Source organism: Acetivibrio ethanolgignens (assembly GCF_001461035.1).
Classification (GTDB): domain Bacteria; phylum Bacillota; class Clostridia; order Lachnospirales; family Lachnospiraceae; genus Velocimicrobium; species Velocimicrobium ethanolgignens.
Genome location: NZ_LNAM01000168.1, coordinates 1 through 24133, shown reverse-complemented (window position 1 = coordinate 24133; position 24133 = coordinate 1). Strand labels below are relative to the sequence as shown.

The following is a 24133-nucleotide window of genomic DNA, read 5'->3' as shown; positions in this document are numbered from 1 at the left end:
AGCAGTTAAAAGATGAAGTCCTGTAATATGCGAAAATACAAGTCTTGCTACAATCTGCCGATCTCTTTTCCTGAAAAAAGTCTTTTTTTGTACAGATGGAGCTGTTTCCGAAACATGATGGCAAAGATCATATTTCGTAAGCTCCAGAGAATAGTTGTCTGGATTATAAAGCCGCTTTCCAGCCGGATTTATAATAACCAGTGACCAGAGAACTCCCTCTTCATCTGATTCTAACAGGTTATTATGCGGGTCCACAAGCTCCAGCTCCCCATCTATCAAAAACCGGTAGCGGTACTCCCCAGGCGGTAAATCCAGTTCGCAGTAAAAGCGTTCCTCCTGCCTGTCCATCTGTTTTGTTTCCCCGTTTTCATAAAGTAGCGAAATCTCCTGTGGCTCATAGTAGACATCCTTTTCATACCATAATTCCACGTTCAAGGCACACTTCCTCCTCTCATAATAAATTGTAAAAAAAGGAATTTTCTTCCAGATTCAGAATAGCATTACCAAGACTTTTTTTCAATAATAACCAAAGAAGCTTAAGAATTTTTAAGAAATTTGTAAAATAAACCTGAATTATTCATGAGCAAATAAAAGTGCTCAGAATTACCAAACCTTGTTCCAGTTCTTCTGAAAGCAATCGAATTATCTGCAAAAAAGGGTAAACTATCCCCATGAAATTCGATTGAGTCATTTTGAACTGTCAAGGTACATGAATTGTTGCTATTCCAACTGTACCGTTAGTTGTTGGATGTTCTCCAGCGTCCTGTAGAATTCCTTTTTATAAGGACAGCTACTGCACAGTTTGAATGTTATATATCTTGCTGAGCGGGCTGCTCTTGCAGCAATCTTCATCAGCTTTAAACGAATGGTATCAACCTGCTACTTTCGCATGTTTTCAGGAAGGACCAGTCGTCTGAACCAATGGAATAAGTTGTAAGCAAGCATGTGAAGCTAAAGTTTTCCATCTTGCCACGTCCACAGTAAAACTGGATAATCTGATAAGGCTCCATATTCATGTTTGTAACAATAAAGGTGTACATGTGTGTCAGCTGACTGTATGGTTTCTCAATTTTGAAGACCACACGTTTTGGATATTCCCATGAACCAGCCTGGTACATGAATTCACCATAAGTTACCGCATAACTGATCTGATCCTCTTTGGTTGCTTTGTACAAATCTTTATCTTTGTCTGAAGCAAGAGCAATGAGTGAAGAATTCTGTTTTAAGCGAATAGCATAGGAACAACCATTCATCTCACAGGCTTTATAAAGCTTAGGAGATGAAAATCCACTGTCACTACGAAGATATGTTTTAATACCTCTTTCCAGGTATTCCTGAAAGAGAGGTTCCATAAATTTATCTGCATCATTGCTGCAGTAAAGTGTTCCATATAAATCATCTGCATCAGGTTTTCATCGTCTTTGTGGAAGTGAACCACCTTATCATTAGTTTTAAATTTCTTTTTGACCAGCCTGGTAAAGCCAATTTTTGCAGCGAATTCTTTTATCAAAAGAAGACCTGCGTCGGAGGATAAGTCACCTCCGTCAAAATTTATTTTAATTTGTCTATTGCTTTTCAGTGTTAAGGTGTTTAAAATATCCATAGAGAGAGAGACCCTTTCTGTGGTATATATTATGATTTAACACCTAAATTTTACCACATATTTGGTCTCTTTTTCTATTCACTTAATAGATGAAATGTAATAAACAGCTTAAATACAGTAACTATGTGGCTTTCAGCCACTTTCACTGTGCAATGATGAATAATTCAGGTTTAATATTGTAATTTCTTTTATACAGCAGACGGGTTCTGCAAAGTTTTGCTTGCGATAGCTCGCTCCTTCTCAACTTCTCCTAAGATGTTCTATATAAAATCTCAGGAAAGCCTTCGATTTTAAGAACATCTAAGGAGCGATTTTCGAACTCACTTCCGCAATATCGCAAGCAAAATCTTTGCAGAACCTGTCTGGCATTATGGAATGATATGAATTTTTGGACTGTAGATTTTTTGAATTTCAGGAGACAAAAAAGAGTGTTGGTATTATAGTGAATAAGCTATACGGAGAAGGGCTGATAATTCTTAAAAATGCATAGCCTACAGAGGCAAAAAACATGGAGGTTTTTTGAGCGGACTTGAGACAGGAGGTCGAATGTCCGCGTACTCGTCACTTGTAGTAAATGATATGCATTTTTCTAGAATTATCGCCCTTCGTAGTCCTAGCTTAAGAGCTATAATACCAACACTCTTTTCGTCCCTTGAAAATCAAAACAAATCTACAAACCAAAATTTTATCGCTTATCACAAAAATACTTTATTACATCCCGCCGTGTGATAATTCCCATAAAAAGATTCCTATCGTCAACTACTGGCACAAAGTTCTGTTCCATTACTCGCTGGAGCAAATCATCCATTGTGGCACTGATTCTTACAGCCGGATTCCAGTCCGGGCGGATAATATCCCTGAGCTTATACTCCTCCAGTTCCCTTTTTGTAAAGCTCTCCTGTTTTAGTATATTCCAGAGAAAATCGCCCTCGCTTACCGTTCCGGCATATCTGCCATCCTTTTCCACAACAGGTATCGCCGTATATTTATGGGCATACATTTTTTCTAATCCCTGCCGCAGTGTAAAATCTGTTTCTAAAAACGCAACAGTACTTTTAGGTCTTAATAAAAATACCATATTCATGTCTATTTCCTCTCTTCCAGTAAGCTTGCAGCTGTACATACTACTGCTCCTAAAAACAACAGTATATCCGCCAGATTAAAAATTGTTTTTTTCAGCCGTCCTTTATTGATAATAAAATAATCCACCACATAATGCCGCTTTATACGGTCATAAGCATTGCTTAAGCCCCCTGCCATAAGAAGCATCATACCAGCCTTAAGTCCGTGACCAAGCCCGGAAAAGAATACATAAATTCCATTTCCGACTACCAGAAAAAGCCCAATCAAAGACACACCCAGAACCTGTCCTCTATGCTCACTACGTCGGTTATGGGCAAAACCATAATTATGGTGTCTTGTAAAAATCAAATGGTTTTTTAAGACTGGTTTTTCCTCATTCAGGGCAAAATGAGTCTCAACCCAGCCTTTTATCCGCTCCTCGCCAAAAAACAAAGCGAAAGCTCCTAATAAATAATACATCTTATTCTGCCTCCCAAGCCTCGCAAAGCTCATGATAGTGCTTTGCATCCTCTGTCTGTCCCAAAAGGGTACTTAATTCTTCAAGTCTCTTAAGCGGCAAATCTCCACTGCTATGGATATTTAAAATACTCTTCGTCTCAAAGGCTGCATTGTAATACCAGATAAGTGCCTCCTGGTACTCCTTCCTGTCATAGTAAAACTGTCCCAGCTCACAGCATATCTCTGCACACCCCTCACTGGCAGTATCCTTTAACGCATTTTTGAAAAATTCAGCTATATCACCCCGGAGTCTTGCTGCCCTTGCCACTACACAGGCAGCTTCCTTGACCTCAGAAAGCCCCCGGTCAGAGGCTTTCAAGGTTTCTAAAAACACCGGCTCTGCTGCCAGAAAGTCTTCATTCTCTCCCGCAATAAACAACTCTCTTGCATACATATTGTGGAGCTTTTTCGACATCCTTTGTCCACGGCTCCACATTCTCAAAAAGGTGTCAAAGTCCCGTCCGGCATGGTTATTTTCCGGCATATGTAAAATCCGTATGTCGCTGTCATAAATCACCGGTGTAAGCCGTACAGACTCATGTACCGGCTCCTCCCATACAAACTCACGAAGCCGCTTATAGAGTTTCGGTCGGTACTCCTCATCATAATTGTAGGTCGTATTGTATTGAAGCTGGTTGCAGTAGAGCATCTGGACAAGCTCTATCTCAGGAAGCATAGCCTCCTTTAGCTGCCGGAATTTCTTCCGGTTCTCCTCATCCAGCACCTCATCCGCATCTGCCGCATAGATATATTCCATCGTTGCCTTGGAAAAGGAAAAATTCCGTGCAGCGGAAAAATCATATACCCAGGTAAAATCATAAATTTTATCGGTATACTGTCCAGCGATTTCCTTTGTCCGATCTGTCGAACCGGTATCCACAATAATGATTTCATCCATCAGATCATGAATACTATCCAGACAGCGTTTCAATAGATTTTCTTCATTTTTTACAATCATACAAAGGCTTATCGTTATCATAAGAATCCCCCTTTGCTATTATTATATCTTTTAGCTTGAATTTATCTCATGCTATGGGCTGTTCTATCTCTTACTTTATCTTATAAAACCGATTCATCAGCACATAAATTCCCATCAGTATAGTAACTGTAGCAAGCATAACTGCCATCATCTGATTAACGCTTACCACTTCTCCCCTGAATTGCGGAGTACAGTCAAGAAATGCCTTGATACCCTCTACTACTTCATTTGGAAAACCTACATTATGCATTTCCTCAAACACGCCCCGCATTGCATGATTTTTTAGCATTGAAGTCCCATAGGTCCCTGGGAAATAAGATAAGACCTTTTGCAGACCCTCTCCAAAGTTTGAAATCGGCATATAGGCACCACAGATAAAACCGTAGCCCGCACTTACAATGGTCCCAACCGCCGACAGCTGACCCTGGGTAGAGAGTGGACAGCATATAACACTGGAAAGCCCCGTACCAAAAAGAACCAAAAAAAAGATGTCCAGCAAAAGATACGTAATATCTCCCACTGTAAGCTGCCAGCCACAACTTCCAATATACAAAAGGCATATTCCAAAAGCCACCAGATTTACAAGCATTGTATTGATTACCGTTGCTATGTAATACCCCAAAGCCAGCTTATATGGCTGCACCGGAGAGATTAAAAAGTCCTTTCTAGCACCAGTCACCTTATCCTGCACCATAGTCAGATTGACACAAAAGGCTACAGTAATGCAGCTGACCGCAAGTAAAGCGGAGCAAAGCTGGCTTCTGACACATCCATTCAACAGAACATCCTCAATCATAAATCCTGCCGGAAGTGCCGATGAAAAGCTGTCCTTATATACCTTCTCCAGAAAGGTTCCATATAATACAATCAGGATAAGCGGCGTAATCAAAGAGGTAAAAAACATACCCTTGTCCTTAAAATATAACTTCCTATTCCGATTTACTAAATGAAATACTGTTTTCATTATACCTGCCCTCCCAGCTTCTTACCAGTGACATTTAAGAATACATCATCCATACCTCCCTTGGTAATCTCATAATCCTTAAACAGCTCCGAATGCTCCAGAATCATATTCGTCGCTATCCAGGTTCCAGCTACTGGAATACAGTACCCATCCCGTATTTCCTGATATTCCATTCCCAATTCCCGAACCTGTGCCTCCTCTACTCCATAAATAGAAACATAATCTCCTGCATACTGGTTCTTAAGGTCCAGCGGCGTCCCGTCTGCAACGATTTTACCACTGTCAAGAATTACAACATAATCTGCCGGAGCCGCCTCCTCCATATAATGAGTCGTTAAAAATACCGTCATTTTTTCCTTCTGGCGAAGGGTCTCTATCACATTCCAGATGGTTTTTCTGGTCTGCGGATCCAGACCTGTCGTTGGCTCATCCAGAATCAGAATCCTCGGTCTGTTGAGCAATGCCCTTGCAATGTCAATCCTTCTCCTCTGTCCACCAGACAGCTTTCCCAGAGTCCGGTTCATCAAATCTTTTAAGTCCAGCAGCTCACTTAATTCAGCCAGGCGCTTATCCATCTCTTTTCCCGTAATCCCATAAAGAGCTGCCCTGCTGGTTAGATTATCCTTTACCGTCAATACCTTATCCAGCACACTATCCTGGAATACAACTCCCAGTTTTTTCTTGACTTCACCCAGATTTTCATCGATATTTTCACCATCAATTACCACTTTTCCGTTGTTTTTCTCCTGTTGGCCGCACATGATGGAAATGGTGGTACTCTTGCCTGCTCCATTGATACCAAGAAAAGCAAAAAGCTCTCCTTCCTTTACACGAAAGCTTATGTCCTGGACTGCCTGTACATTGCCATAAGATTTTGACAAATGTTCTATTTCTATAATATTCATAGACCTCTTCTCCTATCAGTTGATCTATATTTTTATATTTCCCTGATTTTATCAGCATCCATTCATATACCGGGAAACTGCCTGTAGTTCACAGCCCGATGTTATGCTCCCTTTTTTGTCCCATTTTCAGGACAAAATACATACCCGCTTCTATCCAGTTTTTTTGCTGCATACAGGGAGGCATCTGCATTTTCAAATAGTACCTGATAGCTCATTCCGTCCCTAGGACACATTGCACCTCCAACACTAACTGCCACCTCTACCTTTCCATCCGGTGTCTTAATAGCATGAATATCTGAAAAGAATCCGTTCAAAATCAGCGTAAGCTCTCTTTTTTCAACTTTTCCAGAAATCCATACCTGGAACTCATCTCCTCCGAATCTTCCTCGAAGCCCTGTCTCTGGGAAACTTTTCTGTAGACATTCTCCCATAGTTCGCAGAACCATATCTCCAAATACATGTCCATAGTTATCATTAATACTTTTAAAATGATCCAAATCCATAACCAGAAGCACTCCCTGATACTGGGAATCCTTCATTTCTTTTGTAATCTTGCGTTCAAAGGCTGCTTTTGTCAAGCAACCGGTGAGCTTGTCTGTATCACGCTCTGCTTCAATATAATGTCTCTGCAGCATTTCCCGAAGCTTCGTATTCATAATGTTAATATGTATGACGCTGCCTAAGAAAATGCAGCATAGAGCATTTACCGTATCGGTAAATGCTAGGTAATAGGCCTTCTGGCTGAAATCAACCAGCACAAAAATAAGTGTAATAAAGGCAAAATAGCCAAACAAACGCCATGGCCTGTCTATCACAAGCAACGGAGCAACTATCATAATTACACAAAAAGTCGTTGCAGAAATATTATTGCTTAAAACCGTATTCAGTATAATAGCATAAACACACATTATCGTCATTGCCATGTACCAAAGAGGCAAAACAAAGCTCTTGTTTTCTATTCTTCTGGATAATATTGCAATGAGCATAAAGCTCAATCCTACAATCCCATAAATACTGTGGTTAGGCTTCATCATTTCTAAAAACAGACTTCCCAAAAGCAGTCCGGAAAACATCACCACAAGGCATAGAGCCGTCAAGCTTAAAACACTTCTGTTTTTCTCCTGTATCTCCTGTTTTATCTTTTCATACTCCTGCTTCGTAACTCCACTATATAACATATAATTAAGGAGTTTATCCTTCATATATTTCACTTTGCACCTCCCGGTATTGATACCTTTTATTATAGAACATTTTTCTTCTATTTAGAACAATTTCTGCAACAATGCTTTGCCGGATTGTCTAAAAGTTTTCCATCTGCAGCAAACCGTGATCCATGGCAGGAACAGTCCCAGCTTTCTTCATCCGGGTTCCAGGTAAGACCACAGCCCATATGAGAGCATCTTACCGGAGACTTGTGAAAAAATCCTTTTGCAAGCCCTTTTGCACTCTCTTCAGCATCCGTAAATAAATTTCGAGCCGATGCCCTGAAATGAATCCTCTGGGGAGAAAACAGTCTCCGATATGGATTTTCAATTGCACACACCTCATCTCTTAACAGCATGGCAGCAATCATAGCGGTAGTCATCCCCCACTTTTGAAAGCCTGTTGCTACATAAAGATTTGGGGTAAACATAGAATATTTTCCAATAAACGGAATATCATCATGGGGCATACAATCCTGTGCCGACCAGTGCCCTTCTTCTCTTCCTTCCGGAAAATACTCACCTGCCACCTTTCTAAGGGAGTCATAGGCTCCGCCCCATTTATTCTTTCCTGTTCTGTGGGAGCTTCCGCCCAGCAAAAGCTGCTCTCCGGCCTGCCGGAGAGAAAGACCATTTTTATCAATACTATAATACATCCCTTCCATTCTCTTACAGCCTGAAAGTGCCAGAACATAGCTTCTTTCCTGATGCTGCCGCACAAAATAAAAGCCCGGCAGATTAAACACAGGATAATGGGTGGCTACGATAATTTTATCTGCCTCAAATGTTTTATGTTCCGTTATTACCCGATGTCCCTTTACTTTAATTACTTTCCTATGCTCCAGTATCGTCAGCTCCGAAGCAAGATACTGCACGAATTTAAGTGGTGAAAACTGTCCCTGGTTGCGGAAGCATACCGCTCCTCTTACTATAAAAGGCAGTTCGGTTTCTGCTGTAAAGAATGCATCAATCCCAAGAGCTAAGGCTGCTTTCAGCTCTTCCTCCAATACTTCCTTATTCTGCAGGGTATATAAATAAGCTGGTACCTTTTTAAAATCGCAATCTACGTTATGCCTGCTAATAAAACGTTCATATTCCCTAATTGCCATCTCATTTGCCTGTGCATATAGCGCAGCCTTTCTTTTTCCAACCTTTTCTATAAGATTTTTGTATTTGAGACCATGCTGACTTGTAATCTTAGCTGTTGTCCTCTCTGTCTGCCCGGATGCAATTTCATCAGCCTCAAGAACCAAGACCTGCTTTCCCTGCTCCTGTAAATAATAGGCACTCAAAAGCCCCGTAAGACCTGCACCTATTACAATTACATCCCAGTACCTATTTTCCTTTGATCTATTCTTTGACTCTATTTTCCCGGTTTGTCTTCTCCATACTGATTCCATAAAAAATCCTCGTATTCTTTTTTCTTAGTATGTGCTCATATGGAAAAGAATTATTCTATGATTTTTTCTATATTTTTTCTTATCTTTGAGGATACATCTTTAAACACCTTTAGCTCTTCCTCAGAGATTCCCTCGAAAATCTGCTTGTTCATCTCTTCCCTTCTTTTGACAACCTCTGTCACAATTTCCTGGGCAGAATCTGATATTTTATAATGAACAAACCGCCTGTCATGCTTGTCCGGAATAGCAATAATAAATCTCCTCCTGCAAAGACTGTCAACTGCCTGAGAAATATGTCCTCTATTCATCATCAGCTGATAATGGATATCCGTTGAAGTATTATGCTCACCACATCGGGCTAAAAAGTACAAAATCTCAAGCTCCGCCTTCTTCATATCATACTTTTGACGCAGTTCCACAATCTGCTCATCCAAAAGCCTTTTGAACTGTCCACCCTGCAGGATCGACTCAATTTGCTCATCCATACTATCATCACCTGTTTTTATCATAATTTCTTGTGCCATTCTATCTGCACAAAAGAATTTTACCACAATCTTCAAAATTCGTCACGTTTTTTAAGAAAAAATATTTTTAAACTTCCTCATCAAGCCAGCATTGCTCTTCCTTTATCTTCTTTACAAATATTCTGGACTGGTCTTTGTCGTATTTTGCCTGATGATATTTAAAAATCACTTCATTATCTGTAAGCTTCCCTGCGATTTCTATTTTTCCTGTTGGATGTGATAATACAAACCGGACACTTTTTGCCTGCCCGTTCATTCCCTTTTTCGCTTCTTCTATAATATCAATTCCCTTAGTAAATGGAATCTGGAATTGATTTTTTACACCTTCCACAGGACGGCACTGGAAAATATAATATGGAATTACTCCATAGGAAACCAGCTTATTCATCAGCTCCTTCATTACACTGGCAGCATCATTTACTCCCTTTAAAAGCACTGTCTGATTTCGTATAATACAGCCGGCATCCTTTAGTGTCTTGACCGCTGCTAATGCTTCCTTCGTAAGCTCCCTTGGGTGATTAAACTGGGTAACAATGATAATTTGCTTTCTCTCATTATAAGACTTCAGAATCCTTATAAGCTCCTCGTCCTCTGTGATTCTCTGCGGAAGCACAACAGGTATTCTGGTGCCAAATCTGATAAAATCAAGCGTCGGAATTTCAGTAAAATATTGTAAATATTTTTCAATTACCTCATTGGAATTCATAAAAGAATCCCCTCCGGAAATAAGAACATTATTAATTTCCTTATGACTTCGTATATAATCTGCCATTGCCGGCAGCTGTCTTGCTATCTCATCCGAGTTTGAACCCACCATCCGTTTCCGGAAGCAATGGCGGCAGTACATAGCACACTGATTTGTCGATAAAATCAGTGCTGTTTGTCGGTACTTATGCTGCAAGCCCTGAAACACTGTGTTTTCCGTTTCTCCACTTGTATCGGTCTGTCCACCTTCAGAAAATTCATGTATGTCCGGTATACACATTTTTCTAATCGGGTCCTTCACATCATCCTTATTTATCAAACTAAGATAATAGGAATTAATACAGACAGGATATCGTTCCATAATTTCTCCCATCTGCCTTCCTTCCTCTTCTGTTAAATTCAGAAATTGCTTTACTCCCTCCACGTCACGAATACTCTCTCCCCATAAATCCTTCCATTTTTGCTCCATAAATTTCATCCCCTTCTATTTTAATTTTAAACATTTTATTTTTAAACTATTATACAATTCATTAACTCTCCCTGTCAAGAAGATTATATGCTTTTAAACAGGAAAAAATACAGGATATTCATATTCAAAAGAAGCCCTTTCTGTTTCAAAGGCAAAGAGGATATGGCCACCTTTCTGAAACCGGTAGAAAACTCGGCACTCCATAAACGGTACGAAAGCAAAGGGCCCCATAATATTATATCGTAAGGGAGAAAGAGAACCGAAATTCAGCTTGCCCTTTACAATCAGCTCCGGCCTATGCACTGCCAGCCGAATACCGTATTCGCCGAATCGGTTCTCTCCAATAAAAATACTTTTCTTCCTTTGTCGAAATACATCTCCAGGTAATTCAACCGTCCATGCTTCTATGTCCGTAATAATCTGGATAGAACAGGTTCTCTTTTTCCCTGTTTGATGGACTGCAGGTATTACCGCCAAGGTTTGCGTTTCAGACTGGCATTTCATGTACCAGCCATAAAAGAATTCATACATATAATTCACCATCCTAAAAGATAGCTTTATCTTACCCCGGATGGCTTTCTTTTATTCTTTCATATAGCTATTTTGCAGTTTTTCGTAGTGCCAGAAGCAAAAGAACGATTCCTGCTCCTGTAAGGATATGCCCAATTCCTGCAATACCTGATATCGAAGCATCTGCTCCCTTCGAAAGCTCTACGCCCAATACCTGAACAATTCCTCGTATAAGCATCATAGTAACAGTCAACGGAACACCGATATTATACACAACCATAAAGGTCCGAAATGTCTTTTGCTGCATAAGATCCATGTGCTCCTGGAATAATGCCACCAGAAGAAAGACTATCATCCCAAGCAGAAATAAATGGGTATGTACCTTTTCATTTGTTAGTCTCCTTTTTTATTTTACCATATCTTCTACTGGAAAAGCATGCATTTAAAGAACCAGCGAGGGTGCAGAATATACCCTTGCTCCAAGTTCATTATCTAACATATAAAGACTCTTTGGGTCATCTCCAAATAATTCAAATTTCTTTACCAGATTATCTGCATTTGTCTCCTCTTCACCCTGCTCTTTTACAAACCAGTCTAAAAACTGCATAGTGCGGAAATCCTTTACCGAATAAGCCGCATCATAAATAGCATGAATCAGGCTGGTTACATGCTGCTCATGCTTTAATCCCTCACCTAAGACTGCCTTTGCACTTGAAAGTGCTACGCCTGGCTTGTCAATCGCCTCAAGAATAACCTTCTCACCATTATTCTGCAAATACTGAATGAAGAGCATGGCATGATCACGTTCTTCCTGTGCCTGGATTTTATACCAATTGCCAAAGCCGTCCAGACCCTCATCGTAGTAATAATTTGAAAAATCCAGATACAAATATGCAGAATAGAATTCCTTATTTACCTGCTGATTTAATAATTCCACTACCTTCTTATCTAACATAGCATTTTCTCCTTTGGTTTTATTTGCACAGTTCTACTGCCATTTTTCATATTTTACCATAGTTTCTGCCATTTTTCCAGAGAAAAAGCTATTTGCTTTCATATAATTTGAATTGAGCAACCAAGCTGTCCAGCTCCGTCGCTCTAGCTGCCAGCTCTTCGCTAATGGCAGAGCATTCCTGAGAAGCTGCCGCATTCTGCTGGGTTGCCAAAGATATCTGCTCTATACCACTTTCCACCTGCAATAGTGCATTTGACTGTTTTTTTGAAGTCTCACTGTTGGACTTTACCGATTCCACAACCTCCTCCAATGCTCCAATAATTTTTTCAAATCCAGTAGCAGTTGTCTCTGTCACCTTATTACCCTTTTCAATTTCTTCAACCGTCTTTTCAATCAAATCTCTGGTACTCACCACTGCTTTGGCACTGTCTGTCGCCAATTTCCCAATCTGGTCTGCCACAACTGCAAAGCCTCTCCCTGCCTCTCCTGCTCTTGCAGCCTCAATGGATGCATTGAGTGCCAGAAGGCTGGTCTGTGATGCAATCTCCTCAATGGAAGTGATAATAGCTTCAATCTCACTGGAAATCCCCTTGATTCGCAACATCTCCTCCTGGAGCTCCTTCATCCTGCGTTTCTCCTCCTGAGCTTCCCTCACAGTCTGTACCATGCTGTCATGAGCCTGCTGTGCTTCCTTTGCCACATCCTCTGCCATGCTGCTTAAGGCATTTACCGTTGCTGTTAATTCCTCCACCGCACCTGCCTGTTCACTTGTTCCGGAGGCTAAATCCGTAGCGGCACCTGCAACCTCATCAGAGCCTCGATCCATCTGAGCCGCTGTCCTCTGAATCTGCAGCAGAGTCTTATTATAGACCGTCAAAATACCCACAAAGGATGTCTTAATGCTCGCAAAATCTCCAAGAAAATCTGTAATCTGGTCGAATTCCTGTGCCAGATCGCCCTTTGCAAGCCGTTCAAAATTATATACGATTTCTTCCACATAGCCGTCTAATGTACGAATTGTTTCACGCATTGCCTGTGCCAAAACTCCCAATTCGTCCTTCGATTCATAGGTAATCTCATCTGCAGCAGAAAGATTCCCGCCACGCATCTTCTTTGCCGCCTCTGTGATTTCCGTCACCGGCTTCACGATACCTGCTATAATTCTTCTTGCAACTGCTACTGCTATCGCTATTACCACAATAAGAAAAGCCACCCCTACAAGGAGCAAAATGAGTGCCAATATCCCCGAAACATGGTTATATCGAGCTGCCACGTTAAGAACAAGTGTATCTAATTCATCAATCAGTCCCTCTATCTCTTCCAAAACAGGCCCATAATTGCTCTCACTATATTCCACTGCCGCCTCGAAATTCTCCTGCTTTATCAAGGATAAGATTCTCTCGCTGTGTACCTTTACCTCAGTTAATTTATCGGCAATCTCTTCCAGCTTGTCCTTACCCTTCTGAGTCAACAGGCTTTCCCGCAATTTTATGATTGCCTTATCGGCAACCTCAAGATTTTCGTTCATAGTTTTTTCCAGCTCTGAATAAGACTCCTTCGTACTCCTGCCTTTAGACCTCAGAATTCTGGATACCGCTCTTTGGTTATCCACCTGTGCATAGCAAAGTTCACTCGTGTGGCAAATGTTCATAGCAGGCCCGCTATAAAGCTTTTCCAGCATTCCCGCGATAAACTGCATTCCAACCAGCAGCGTCACAGCCAAAGCAATTGTTAGCCCAATAGTCACACCAAATGACCACATCAGCTTTTTCTTAACCGACCAGTTTTCAAATTTTCTGTTTTCATTCTTCCTTTTCATTTCCTTTATCTCCTTATTATTTTTTAGGCTATCTTCAAATAGCCTTTTCTTTTGCACTTCACAGTATTAAAATACAAAAAAAACACCCCCAAAGCGATAAAATCCCTAATATCTCCTATCGCTTTGGGGGTGCCTAAAATATCTCTTTAAATTTTTAAGCATCTGTCTGTCTGTCTGTCTGTCTGTCTGTCTGTCTGTCTGTCTGTCTGTCTGTCTGTCTGTCTGTCTGTCTGTCTGTCTGTCTGTCTGTCTGTCTGTCTGTCTGTCTGTCTGTCTGTCTGTCTGTCTGTCTGTCTGTCTGTCTGTCTGTCTGTCTGTCTGTCTGTCTGTCTGTCTGTCTGTCTGTCTGTCTGTCTGTCTGTCTGTCTGTCTGTCTGTCTGTCTGTCTGTCTGTCTGTCTGTCTGTCTGTCTGTCTGTCTGTCTGTCTGTCTGTCTGTCTGTCTGTCTGTCTGTCTGTCTGTCTGTCTGTCTGTCTGTCTGTCTGTCTGTCTGTCTGTCTGTCTGTCTGTCTGTCTGTCTGTCTGTCTGTCTGTCTGTCTGTCTGTCTGTCTGTCTGTCTGTCTGTCTGTCTGTCTGTCTGTCTGTCTGTCTGTCTGTCTGTCTGTCTGTCTGTCTGTCTGTCTGTCTGTCTGTCTGTCTGTCTGTCTGTCTGTCTGTCTGTCTGTCTGTCTGTCTGTCTGTCTGTCTGTCTGTCTGTCTGTCTGTCTGTCTGTCTGTCTGTCTGTCTGTCTGTCTGTCTGTCTGTCTGTCTGTCTGTCTGTCTGTCTGTCTGTCTGTCTGTCTGTCTGTCTGTCTGTCTGTCTGTCTGTCTGTCTGTCTGTCTGTCTGTCTGTCTGTCTGTCTGTCTGTCTGTCTGTCTGTTAAATTATCCCCTTTTCCTCTCATTTTTTCAACCCCTTTTTCATCTTTTGTTACTAATTTTTTGAAAACAATCCGTAGGCATCATAGCTGGGCTTTTAACCCAACATCATATATATAGCTATATAAATAATAACACACTTTCCCTCTCAAGTCCAGTAAATTTTTTTACAGCTCTTTTATTGTAACACAATTTTTTCCCGCTTCTTTGGATTGGTAAAGACACTCATCCGCATACTCAATAAGCTTTTCTAGAGATGTGCTCCTTGACAAGCTCTGATAGCAAAGTCCCATACTTAGCGTTACATATTCCGAGACCTCAGAGGCAGCATGGGGGATTGCACGTTTCTTAAGATTCTCCTGAATCTGATGACAAATCTCCTCCGCAGTCTGCAGCTGTACTCCGCTTAGGAGTGCAAGAAATTCTTCGCCGCCATAGCGGACAATCACATCCTTTCTACGGGCAGAATCCATAATTACTTTTGCTACCTCCTTCAATGCTTTATCGCCAGCAGGATGCCCATAAATATCATTGTAACGCTTAAAATAATCAATGTCCATCATTACAACACCAAAATTTGCGGGTGTATCCATACACTTATAACTGTGCAAAAGCTGATTCAACTTCTTTCGATTATATACACCCGTCAGCTGGTCTGTTACATTCTTTATACTTAACAGCCGAAGCAATATGAGAATAATAATGAGGATACCTGAGATTACAATGACACTGAACACTGCGATTATATTGATGTGGTATAAGTCATTATTGTATTGTATCAGCCGGTTATTATCCTGATAATACTTGGAAAACTCCAGATACTCCCCCTGAAGCATCTGAAGCGATTCCTTGTTTAGCTCTAACAAGCTCTGATACGTCTAAAACAGTTTTTCATTTTCCCCGGTCTTTCGATAGATATCTATCAAAAGTTTATAAGCCTCCCTCTCCATACCATGGCTGGCTGTAGCTCCAGTGGAAACCATTTCCTCCAAAAGCCCCTGTGATTCCTCGATAGCCCCGGTATGAAGCATATATTTGCAGCGAGTAAACTTAATAAAGTATTCACCATCAATGAAGAAATCTCCTTCGTTATTCTGATAATATACTTCTGCTTTATCAAGATATCCAGCTGCCTCCTCATAATTTTCTTCCATGATGCAGATATTGGCAAGCAAATCATTCATGCATGCCTCTATCTCTAATGCAGTCTCTTTCTCTGCGTAGGGAAGCTGCTTCTCCAATGCATGCAAGATTTCTCTTGCTTTTTCAAGCTCTGAAATTTCCAGATATGCACTTGCACTATTAACGTAGCAGCCATATGCAACAATATCTCCTGTATCCATTGTGAGATCGATTACCTCCTGATACATCGCAGCAGCTCTTTCATAATCCTCAAAAATAAAATGAATATTGGCAATAAACTCTTTTGCATACACTAACTCTACTTTCAATTTAGAGTTTGTTTTTGCTTCCTCTAATGCCAGCTCTACATCGTAAAATTGTTGGATACTTTTTGTATATTTCTGGTTGGTATACTCCAGCATACCCATAGTATTTTTTAATTGTGTCCAGGTTAGCAGCTCCAGATTGTCTGTGCTCTCCAGATGCTCCTGCAGTAGTTTAACGACCTGCTCACAATTCTCATTTGGCTGCGAAACGCTGTTCACTAAGTCCAACACTATTTCTGTGTCATTGGAAAAAGGTGCATACTGTCTAATCGCAGCCAGTGCCAATGAAACCGTCTCTATATTCCCCGTTCCCTTCAGATAATAGTCGCACTGATTGATATAAAAATAGAGGAAAGCCGGCAGGGCCGGGTCACTTCCGGCTGCACCCAAGGCCTGTTCAAACAGCCCTTTGGCCATGGTATAAGCTTTCCTATCGAAAGCCTCCATTCCTCGCAGGAAAATTTCCTCACCCGAGCCATCCACAAAGGTAATACCGTAAGGTGGCTCCCACCCTTGTTCTCCCATACGATAAGCAGACACCGCAAGATACAGTGGCGATGCTTTCACATGTTTAGAATGGTAAATATTTATTCCAATGAAAAAGCTCACTGTCAGTATGATTAAACACCCAATAATAATGTATTTTTTCTTTTTATTCATAGCTTTCCATCTCCATTTATCGCATCAAAAATCCATTTCCAAGATTATCTACTATTTACCTCTTTCATTTTGACTTTGTTTTCATACATCTTATGATCAGCCATTTTAAAACACTCCTCTACATTTGCTCCCTTTGCCCTTTCATAGTCATAGGCTACAGAAAAAGAATACTCCCTTTCCCTGTTAAACTCCTCTATACCTTCAAGAAAGCCTTCTATCGCCTGCTCAACTTTGTTATCTTCCTTCCAATGGCTGACAACACAAAATTCATCGCCACCCAGCCTGTAACAGAGATTATCATTGCCAAAATGAGCTTTTAACAGATAGCCCACCTGTCTGATTGCCTCATCTCCTCTGGCATGGCCATACTGGTCATTAATCTGTTTTAAGTTGTTCATATCCATATACAAAATCAGTATTTCATCATCCTCTTCCTTTGTTCGAATTTTATCTATCTCGCAATCAAAAGCATACCGATTGAGCAAACCTGTCATACCATCTGTATAAGCCATCTTATTCATCAGCCTAATTTGTTCGTCTTTGGCTTTCGCTCTCCCCACCTCTTTTATCATATTACCCGCAAGGGCAATCATAAAAAACAGGATTCCAAATCTACTCAGGAATTTTTCTACAGTTCTGTTCGGATTAAGGTAATACTGCAAAATATCGACTACTGCTGAAAATTCGATTATCCCCAATACCTTATACAGCATCCCCTCTTCCTTATCCCGCTTCTTATCCCTTAAATAATTCAAACAGCAAACCTGAACACCAATAATAATCAATGCAATTTCAACATGAACTACTGAAAACATTTCTAAAAAGTAAAAGGTGTTCGTTATCTGCAGAATATGTACCACAATATATGTAAGAACCGAGATAGGAAACAAAGCTCTCATTAGCGGATTCCTTTCAATGGAGGGATAGGTCAGCAGATAAGCAAGCCCCGTTATTGGTATGGCAAAAAAGGCGCCATACACAATATAAAAGGCCAAATATATATTCCCTGTAAATAACTGTGTGACCCTGGAATCCAGTAAAATCCAGATGGACAGCGTAAGAATAAAAAGCCCCAAACGGAACATTCTTCTTCTCATCGAGGCAACTTGAGAGAATAGACCGGTAATCATCAGCAGCAACCCAAAGATTATAAAATAGAAGCCAATTGACAGGGATATTATCCCCTGCTTTATTACCATGTACAAAAAAGCACTCTTTGTCCCTATGTAAATCGTAGGCAACGCATTGCTATAGCTATCTAAAAAAGGAATTCTTTCTATTCTAAGACGCATTCCATCGTAATCTTCCGGAAGACGAACACAGTGCCAGTAGGAACCAGGTGTCATCTTGAAGGGCAGCTCCACTGGTTCGTCTGTTCCCTCATACAGCTGATCATTCAAATACACCTTAATTGCTGTATGCCGATCATAAAATGCCATAAAAATATCATTTTTCTTTTGCTCCCTTAGAACCGTTTCCAGGATTATTTTTTCTCCTGCTTCTGCTTTTACCTGAGCAGGCAAAGTGGACATGACTGTTTCTTCATTTACAGTGACCCGAAAAATGTTATCCATTATATTCATGGCTTCATTGTCAAACCCTTTACTACTTCCTCCGGTATATGGAAATAACCAAAAAAAGACCCCAAAAAACATTACTCCATATACAACCAGCATCACACTTTGCCAGTCTAACCCTATTTTCCTTACTTTCATCATTTGTTCTCCTCTTCCACTTATAAAGCGAGATTTCCACACCCCCGCAGTGTGATCCCTGTCGGAACGTTTTTTTCGATATAGAAGTTCGTCCTATCGAAGAAAAAGGGTATTATTCACTCAAAAAGCGAATAATACCCTCTTTATCATCAAATTACAGGCACACAAAGTTATCTGCCTGTCTGTTAAATTATACTCTCTTTCCATCATTCCTGCAACTACCTATTCCACTCTTATCTGACAGTATTTTATCATATTCCAGTTCTAATTTCCAGTACTTTTTCTTTATTCTGATAATTATGCACCAGAACAAAAAAACACATACAATACTGATACTGGCAGAAAAACAATATCTATGTTAAACTATAGGTACATAATAAGATAGGACATTAAAAAACATTTTCTGTCTGACAGGGAGGTTAAAAAATGGCAAAAATCACCGAAGGCTATATGCCTTATCTGGGTCACGAAACCTACTATAGAATTGTGGGTGAGAATAAGAACAATAAAAAAGCTCCTCTGATTCTTCTCCATGGCGGCCCGGGTTCTACACACAACTATTTTGAAGTATTGGATTGCATTGCTGATATGGATGACCGACAGCTTATCATGTATGATCAGATTGGCTGTGGGAATTCCTATCTGGACGGATGTCCGGAAATGTGGACAAAAAAAACATGGATGGAGGAACTAGAAACTCTCCGCAGGCACCTGGGATTGAAAGAGTGTCATATTCTTGGGCAGTCCTGGGGTGGAATGATGTGTATTATTTATGCCTGTGATTATAAGCATGAGGGCGTAAAATCATTTATTCTTTCAAGCACACTCTCACATAATCAGCTCTGGACAGACGAACATCACCGTCGCATGAAATACTTAACAAAGGAAACGCAGGAAGCGATTGCCGAGGCTGAGCGTACTGGTAATTATTCCGGAGAAGCTTATGATAAAGCCGTTGCTGAATTTATGGAGCGCTTTTGCAATAGTACTCCTGATGAGAATTCTCCTGAATGCCTTACCAGGCCAAAGCGTGCAGGCTCTGAGGCATATGTATACGGATGGGGAAATAACGAGTTTACTCCAAACGGCTCTTTGAGAAACTATAGCTACGCAGAGGAGATCAAGAATATCGACACGCCCTGTATGGTTTTCAGCGGTGCAGAGGATCTTTGCTCACCGGTTATAGCAAAATATATGTATGATAATATTCCGAATGCAGAATGGCATTTGTTTGCCCATTCAAGACATATGTGTTTTGTTGAGGAAACAGAGGAATATATTAAAGAGCTTATTAAATGGCTCAATAAAAATGATTAACTAAACAGGAGGGTTTAAAAATGGATCAAGGTAAATTATCAAGGATTGTTGCAGCGATGAATGAACAGGACATGCCTCAGATGATTATTTCTGACCCTGTTTCTATCTTCTATTTAACAGGTACCTGGATTGCTCCAGGAGAGAGACTGCTTGCTCTTTACATTCATGTAAATGGTGAGAATCATATGATAGTCAACAGGCTCTTTCCACAGAAAAAAGATCTTGGTGTTGAGATTACTTATTATGATGACATCGAAGATGGCGTTGAGATCATGAGCCAGTTTATTGACAAGACCCAGCCTATCGGCATAGACAAGACATGGCCGGCAAGATTTTTACTTCGTCTTCAGGAATTGGGTGCTGGAAGCAAATTTGTAAATGGCTCTGTAATTGTCGACACCGTTCGCCAGATTAAGGATGAGAAAGAGATTGAACTTCTTCGTATCTCTTCCAAAATCAATGACGATGTAATGGCTGAACTTGTAAAATATGCAAATCAGGGATATACAGAGAAGGAGCTGAATGCAAAGGCAAGGGAAATCTATGCAGCCCATGGATGTGAAGGTGTTTCCTTCGACCCAATCACAGCCTATGCAGGCGGTGCTGCTGATCCACATCATGTAACGGATGATTCTAAAGGGAAACGCGGAGACTGCGTTTTATTAGATATTGGTGGATTTAAAGACAATTATGCTTCCGATATGACAAGAACTTTTTTCCTTGGAGAAGTATCTGATCGTGCAAGAGAGGTGTACGAGATTGTTCGTGAAGCCGAAGCCCGTGGTATTGCTGCTGCAAAACCCGGAAATAAGATGAAGGATGTTGATCTTGCCTGCAGAAATTATATTACCGAAAAAGGCTTTGGTGAATATTTTACCCACAGAACCGGACATTCCTGCGGACTGGAGGATCACGAGTGGGGTGATGTATCCTCTGTAAATGAAGCAATCATTCAGCCGGGACAATGCTTTTCTATTGAGCCAGGCATTTATCTGCCAGAGGAAAACCTGGGTGTTCGTATCGAAGACCTTGTCATCATTACAGAGGATGGCTGTGATGTATTAAATAAATATCCAAAGGATCTGATTGTACTTCCATTCGAAGATTAAAAATGGGTATAAAAGTGGGACAGGAAATTTTCCTCTCCCACTTTATTATTTCGTTTCCCTTACGCTTCTTCTGCCCACACATCAAGCTTTCCACTGAGCAGCCAGAGAACAATACCGAATACCACCACAATACCTCCAAGAAGTCCGTATGCAAAGTTGAAATCCTGCGTTGTTGTCCATGTATAAACAGTCGGATAAATCTTCTGTGAGAAAAATACTGCGATTGGCCAGAAACCAAGGAGTAATCCAAGTACCTTCGCTGGTGCAAGCTTGCTGATAAATGAGTTTCCAAGTGGCGAGAATACCATTTCTCCAACTGACATCAATCCACAAACGAGTGCAAGCCAAAGAACAGAGCACTGTCCCTCTCCGGCAACGATGTTAGCAAGTACCATTACGAGGTAGGATACTCCAAGAAGTCCACATCCAAGTGCTGTTTTCTTATACATGCTAAGATCTCCCTTTGGTCTTGCTGCAAGCTTAGCCCATACAACAGCAAGTACCGGGCCAAGTGCCATACATGCAAATGCGTTAACTGAATCGAACCACGATGTCGGAACTAAGAAGCTACCAATCATCCAATTTGCTTTGTTCAGGAAGGAATCTCCATCACCATATCCAAAGTAATAGTATGCCGGCATATAAGCCATATACCACAACATCCAAAATACAACTGAGAATAGTGTTACAAGAATGATAGCTGCAATTTTCTTCTTGTCTCCAGCAGTAAGAGGTGCATTCTCTCTCCTTTTCCCATTCTCATCATGTACAAATTCTCTCTGGTCTTTCTTAAATGGAACCTTTCCTATTTCCCCAAGTGCTTTTCCACCAACAAAAATGAACCAGATAGCATCAAAAAGCAGGAACAAGCCACAGAGCAGAAATACTGTGTTAAAGCTTGTCTTAATTCCAAAAAGTCCTGTTGTTGCCAGAATTGCGATAAATGTTGTTCCAACAAATGAACCAATATTGACGAAGGAATACTGGATTGAGAATGCCGAGTCCAGTTCGTCCTGGCTGTGAAATAACAAACCGTTAATTCCTGAAAGATTTCCTTTAAAGAAGCCTGTCCCAATGGCTACAAGCACGATCATGACCCAAACCATGCTAAGTGATGTTGCTCTCCATGCGACGAGATAGCCAGCTCCCATAAGAATCATACCCAATGCCACACAGATTCTTGGGCTGATAAAGCGGTCTGCAATGTACCCGCCGATCAATGGTGTAATGTAAGTCCAGGCAACAAATGATGCTGATACTGCAGCCCCTTCTACATCTGTAAGCCCAAGGCCTCCAGCCAGAGCTTCTGTAGCGATCCACATAGCTAATAAGTATTTTACCGTATAGAACGCACATCTTTCAAATGTGAATCCAAGAGCGCATACATAAAAGCCAAATGGTCTCCCTTTTTTTGCGTTTCCCATTATAGTGTCCTCCTATATTTATTTTAAATAACATACAACTATACAATAGCAAAAATCAATGGATTTTGCAAGAAAAGCATATCAGGGCACAATTAAATTATCTGAAAGGCTGGTAATACTGATGTTCGTGAACTACCCATTGTCTAAAGCCAATGAGTTTCCTGCTTCATCAACTTCGTAATCTACTATCTCCACAGGCGTTAATTCGGACAGTCAAGCTCCTTACCTATCCACAATACAATATCTAACGTATCAGCAAACACTATACCCTCACTATATGTATTTTCTTCTGTTTCTTTATATTCTGTCAGTTCTTCCAAGGAACTTCTTTTGGTTGCTGTTGCTACAACCGCCTCTTTTAAAACATTCCAGCGGATTTCATCCTTCTTTATTTTTATTAATACAAACAAATCATAAAAATCTCTGGCTCTTGTATTACCTATATTTCTTCTTATAACCATAATTCAGCACTCTATCTGATAGATTCCAAAAATAGGCAGATGTCCCATAAGAGAAAACTCCTTTGGGACATTTGTTTATTCCAAGTGTGTTTTATAGCAAAGGTAGTTTCCAACATATGTAAAACCGCATTCCAATACAACTTGCTCGCTTTCTTTATCACAAAAGAATGTCATAACACGACCACCTCTCCTCTTCACATCAGATAATGCTGCATACAATAGATTCCTAAAGATATCTTGATCAAACTCGCCATTATTCATATCTACGCCAAATATTTCAAACCAATCATCAGTAACATCAGTATAATATACTGCCCCCTGAGACCTTCCTTCTTTTTCCGCAACAAAAATACTCCATTTATCTAGATCTCCAAATATTCTTTCTGAATTCCAGTACATATCTCCTTCAATTTGGTCATGTAATGTTTTGAAACGCTCATAGTTTTCTTTCTCAATACGAATTAATCTATTTCCTTTTGGCAAATCTTTAATTTTGTCTATGAAAGCAGTGTTGTTATAGTTGTTCTCAATACATTCAAATCCCTGCCCAGCTAGGTATTCAACTGCAGACTTGTTCTCTGCAGGGAAACCCAGAAACAGGTCATATCCCTTAAACTGCTCGCCAACGAATGCCAGGAATTCTGACATAGCCTGCTCTGTTGCCTTATTAATATTGAACCCGCTTGTAGCGATATAATTATCCTCTGGAATCCAGTAATAATGAATCAATCCCTCTACTTTTCCTTCACACTCAAACAAGAGAATTTCTTCGTTTTCTCTGTCAAACACTTTTCCCAATCGTTCAACGAACATTTCTTTTGTCTTGATTCCATCACAATATGTTGGATAAGCGGATTTCTCCAGACACGTAGCAAGTTCATATGAAAAATCAATATATAATTCGAATTCACTTTTAGTACATAGTCTTAACATTTTCTTTCTCCTTCAAATCTACCAAATTAAAACTCTTAGGTGCAACTATTCGCGGACACCACAATACAACCGAATCAATTCCGGCGTACAACTTTTGCTACTCTATTTTTTTGCACCCTTCTATGATTACTAGGTTCTATATACATTTTTTCCTGCTAAAAACACAGGTACATATTCGTGGAAAAAGCCCGCCAACCCGCATAAACACGCTATGTCACCCTTTCGTGTGTGGGAACATATCCACAGCCATATCGTGTATCTATAGAAACATATCCACCTCTACTGGAACATCTCGGTATTAACCAGTTACAACATGATGACTTTTGAATATTAATTCAACGTCCATTCCTCATACCAACCACTATCACTATCTTTTTTATTGTATGTAGTCGATGTCGGAGTTACTCTATCTACTAATTTTTTAACCGTGTTTGAGTTTGTCCAAAAACATTTATCAATAAATTCTTTCCCCATCTTACTAATCGTTTTTTCAACTATGTTGTTATTATCATTATTCGAATTAGATTCTACAGTAAGTGCTTCAAAACACAGCGTTACTGACAAACAACTGTCATTCTGCTATGATATCA

Annotated in this window: 22 protein-coding genes and 3 pseudogenes; 2 read left to right on the top strand and 23 right to left on the bottom strand. The window is 40.4% G+C overall.

Annotated features, from left to right (window positions below):
- The 19 genes and pseudogenes from ASU35_RS11985 to ASU35_RS11890 all read right to left on the bottom strand — a co-directional run.
- Positions 1–429: pseudogene (locus ASU35_RS11985) on the bottom strand (hypothetical protein); the annotation flags it as partial.
- A 291-nt stretch (positions 430–720) separates the two neighbouring features.
- Positions 721–1603, bottom strand: a pseudogene (locus ASU35_RS18810) (transposase).
- A 685-nt stretch (positions 1604–2288) separates the two neighbouring features.
- Positions 2289–2687 (bottom strand): CBS domain-containing protein, encoded by a 399-nt coding sequence (locus tag ASU35_RS11970; RefSeq protein ID WP_058353246.1) that lies wholly within the window; start codon positions 2685–2687, stop codon positions 2289–2291.
- A 2-nt stretch (positions 2688–2689) separates the two neighbouring features.
- Entirely contained in the window at positions 2690–3145 is a 456-nt protein-coding gene (locus tag ASU35_RS11965; RefSeq protein ID WP_058353243.1) for a signal peptidase II, read from the bottom strand.
- 1 nt (position 3146) lies between these two features.
- Positions 3147–4163, bottom strand: coding sequence for a glycosyltransferase family 2 protein (locus ASU35_RS11960; RefSeq protein WP_058353242.1), 1017 nt, complete (start codon positions 4161–4163; stop codon positions 3147–3149).
- A 70-nt stretch (positions 4164–4233) separates the two neighbouring features.
- A complete protein-coding gene (locus ASU35_RS11955) occupies positions 4234–5127 on the bottom strand; it encodes an ABC transporter permease (RefSeq protein ID WP_058353241.1) in 894 nt (297 codons plus the stop codon).
- Complete coding sequence (locus ASU35_RS11950) at positions 5127–6032, bottom strand: ABC transporter ATP-binding protein (protein ID WP_058353240.1); 906 nt, start codon at positions 6030–6032, stop codon at positions 5127–5129. Before ASU35_RS11950 ends, ASU35_RS11955 begins: the two co-directional genes overlap by 1 nt.
- A gap of 101 nt (positions 6033–6133) precedes the next feature.
- On the bottom strand, positions 6134–7234 hold the full coding sequence (locus tag ASU35_RS11945) for a GGDEF domain-containing protein (protein WP_242861276.1): 1101 nt from the start codon (positions 7232–7234) through the stop codon (positions 6134–6136).
- Between the two features lie 56 nt (positions 7235–7290).
- Positions 7291–8634: an FAD-dependent oxidoreductase gene (locus ASU35_RS11940; protein ID WP_058353238.1), complete on the bottom strand. Its 1344-nt coding sequence runs from the start codon at positions 8632–8634 to the stop codon at positions 7291–7293.
- Positions 8635–8684: 50 nt separating this feature from the next.
- A complete protein-coding gene (locus ASU35_RS11935) occupies positions 8685–9158 on the bottom strand; it encodes a MarR family winged helix-turn-helix transcriptional regulator (RefSeq protein ID WP_147525438.1) in 474 nt (157 codons plus the stop codon).
- A gap of 67 nt (positions 9159–9225) precedes the next feature.
- Positions 9226–10332: a KamA family radical SAM protein gene (locus tag ASU35_RS11930; protein WP_058353236.1), complete on the bottom strand. Its 1107-nt coding sequence runs from the start codon at positions 10330–10332 to the stop codon at positions 9226–9228.
- 93 nt (positions 10333–10425) lie between these two features.
- On the bottom strand, positions 10426–10863 hold the full coding sequence (locus tag ASU35_RS11925; protein ID WP_058353235.1) for a hypothetical protein: 438 nt from the start codon (positions 10861–10863) through the stop codon (positions 10426–10428).
- Positions 10864–10930: 67 nt separating this feature from the next.
- Positions 10931–11215: pseudogene (locus ASU35_RS11920) on the bottom strand (DUF2871 family protein); the annotation flags it as partial.
- Between the two features lie 69 nt (positions 11216–11284).
- Positions 11285–11797, bottom strand: coding sequence for a ferritin (locus ASU35_RS11915; RefSeq protein WP_058353234.1), 513 nt, complete (start codon positions 11795–11797; stop codon positions 11285–11287).
- Positions 11798–11885: 88 nt separating this feature from the next.
- Positions 11886–13616, bottom strand: coding sequence for a methyl-accepting chemotaxis protein (locus tag ASU35_RS11910; RefSeq protein ID WP_058353233.1), 1731 nt, complete (start codon positions 13614–13616; stop codon positions 11886–11888).
- 154 nt (positions 13617–13770) lie between these two features.
- The gene (locus ASU35_RS11905; RefSeq protein WP_058353232.1) at positions 13771–14502 is read right to left on the bottom strand and encodes a hypothetical protein; all 732 of its coding nucleotides are present in this window, start codon (positions 14500–14502) and stop codon (positions 13771–13773) included.
- A gap of 141 nt (positions 14503–14643) precedes the next feature.
- Positions 14644–15312: a GGDEF domain-containing protein gene (locus ASU35_RS11900; RefSeq protein ID WP_058353231.1), complete on the bottom strand. Its 669-nt coding sequence runs from the start codon at positions 15310–15312 to the stop codon at positions 14644–14646.
- A gap of 42 nt (positions 15313–15354) precedes the next feature.
- Positions 15355–16584: a tetratricopeptide repeat protein gene (locus ASU35_RS11895; RefSeq protein ID WP_058353230.1), complete on the bottom strand. Its 1230-nt coding sequence runs from the start codon at positions 16582–16584 to the stop codon at positions 15355–15357.
- Between the two features lie 44 nt (positions 16585–16628).
- Positions 16629–18302, bottom strand: coding sequence for a GGDEF domain-containing protein (locus ASU35_RS11890; RefSeq protein WP_083504277.1), 1674 nt, complete (start codon positions 18300–18302; stop codon positions 16629–16631).
- Between the two features lie 423 nt (positions 18303–18725).
- On the opposite strand from ASU35_RS11890, the gene pepI reads away from it, so the two are divergent.
- Both pepI and ASU35_RS11880 read left to right on the top strand, forming a co-directional pair.
- Positions 18726–19616: a proline iminopeptidase gene (gene pepI, locus ASU35_RS11885; protein WP_058353228.1), complete on the top strand. Its 891-nt coding sequence runs from the start codon at positions 18726–18728 to the stop codon at positions 19614–19616.
- Positions 19617–19636: 20 nt separating this feature from the next.
- Positions 19637–20725, top strand: coding sequence for a M24 family metallopeptidase (locus ASU35_RS11880; protein WP_058353227.1), 1089 nt, complete (start codon positions 19637–19639; stop codon positions 20723–20725).
- Between the two features lie 59 nt (positions 20726–20784).
- On the opposite strand, the gene ASU35_RS11875 is transcribed toward ASU35_RS11880, so the two are convergent.
- The 4 genes from ASU35_RS11875 to ASU35_RS11860 form a co-directional block, all read right to left on the bottom strand.
- Complete coding sequence (locus ASU35_RS11875) at positions 20785–22149, bottom strand: peptide MFS transporter (protein WP_058353226.1); 1365 nt, start codon at positions 22147–22149, stop codon at positions 20785–20787.
- 200 nt (positions 22150–22349) lie between these two features.
- Positions 22350–22610, bottom strand: a complete 261-nt coding sequence (locus tag ASU35_RS11870) for a nucleotidyl transferase AbiEii/AbiGii toxin family protein (protein ID WP_058353225.1) — start codon at positions 22608–22610, stop codon at positions 22350–22352.
- A 75-nt stretch (positions 22611–22685) separates the two neighbouring features.
- Positions 22686–23543 carry a hypothetical protein gene (locus ASU35_RS11865; protein ID WP_058353224.1) on the bottom strand — a complete coding sequence of 286 codons (858 nt, stop codon included), beginning with the start codon at positions 23541–23543 and terminating at the stop codon, positions 22686–22688.
- 330 nt (positions 23544–23873) lie between these two features.
- Positions 23874–24107, bottom strand: coding sequence for a hypothetical protein (locus ASU35_RS11860; RefSeq protein WP_058353223.1), 234 nt, complete (start codon positions 24105–24107; stop codon positions 23874–23876).
- Between the last annotated feature and the right edge of the window lie 26 nt (positions 24108–24133).

Coding starts and splice junctions, on each gene's coding strand:
- ASU35_RS11960 (WP_058353242.1), bottom strand. CDS start 4,163: ATGATAACGATAAGCCTTTGTATGATTGTAAAAAATGAAGAAAATCTA.
- ASU35_RS11965 (WP_058353243.1), bottom strand. CDS start 3,145: ATGTATTATTTATTAGGAGCTTTCGCTTTGTTTTTTGGCGAGGAGCGG.
- ASU35_RS11950 (WP_058353240.1), bottom strand. CDS start 6,032: ATGAATATTATAGAAATAGAACATTTGTCAAAATCTTATGGCAATGTA.
- ASU35_RS11870 (WP_058353225.1), bottom strand. CDS start 22,610: ATGGTTATAAGAAGAAATATAGGTAATACAAGAGCCAGAGATTTTTAT.
- pepI (WP_058353228.1), top strand. CDS start 18,726: ATGGCAAAAATCACCGAAGGCTATATGCCTTATCTGGGTCACGAAACC.
- ASU35_RS11955 (WP_058353241.1), bottom strand. CDS start 5,127: ATGAAAACAGTATTTCATTTAGTAAATCGGAATAGGAAGTTATATTTT.
- ASU35_RS11895 (WP_058353230.1), bottom strand. CDS start 16,584: ATGAATAAAAAGAAAAAATACATTATTATTGGGTGTTTAATCATACTG.
- ASU35_RS11945 (WP_242861276.1), bottom strand. CDS start 7,234: ATGAAGGATAAACTCCTTAATTATATGTTATATAGTGGAGTTACGAAG.
- ASU35_RS11880 (WP_058353227.1), top strand. CDS start 19,637: ATGGATCAAGGTAAATTATCAAGGATTGTTGCAGCGATGAATGAACAG.
- ASU35_RS11970 (WP_058353246.1), bottom strand. CDS start 2,687: ATGAATATGGTATTTTTATTAAGACCTAAAAGTACTGTTGCGTTTTTA.
- ASU35_RS11875 (WP_058353226.1), bottom strand. CDS start 22,149: ATGGGAAACGCAAAAAAAGGGAGACCATTTGGCTTTTATGTATGCGCT.
- ASU35_RS11915 (WP_058353234.1), bottom strand. CDS start 11,797: ATGTTAGATAAGAAGGTAGTGGAATTATTAAATCAGCAGGTAAATAAG.
- ASU35_RS11865 (WP_058353224.1), bottom strand. CDS start 23,543: ATGTTAAGACTATGTACTAAAAGTGAATTCGAATTATATATTGATTTT.
- ASU35_RS11935 (WP_147525438.1), bottom strand. CDS start 9,158: ATGGCACAAGAAATTATGATAAAAACAGGTGATGATAGTATGGATGAG.
- ASU35_RS11925 (WP_058353235.1), bottom strand. CDS start 10,863: ATGTATGAATTCTTTTATGGCTGGTACATGAAATGCCAGTCTGAAACG.
- ASU35_RS11890 (WP_083504277.1), bottom strand. CDS start 18,302: ATGATGAAAGTAAGGAAAATAGGGTTAGACTGGCAAAGTGTGATGCTG.
- ASU35_RS11940 (WP_058353238.1), bottom strand. CDS start 8,634: ATGGAATCAGTATGGAGAAGACAAACCGGGAAAATAGAGTCAAAGAAT.
- ASU35_RS11900 (WP_058353231.1), bottom strand. CDS start 15,312: ATGCTTCAGGGGGAGTATCTGGAGTTTTCCAAGTATTATCAGGATAAT.
- ASU35_RS11930 (WP_058353236.1), bottom strand. CDS start 10,332: ATGGAGCAAAAATGGAAGGATTTATGGGGAGAGAGTATTCGTGACGTG.
- ASU35_RS11910 (WP_058353233.1), bottom strand. CDS start 13,616: ATGAAAAGGAAGAATGAAAACAGAAAATTTGAAAACTGGTCGGTTAAG.
- ASU35_RS11905 (WP_058353232.1), bottom strand. CDS start 14,502: ATGAGAGGAAAAGGGGATAATTTAACAGACAGACAGACAGACAGACAG.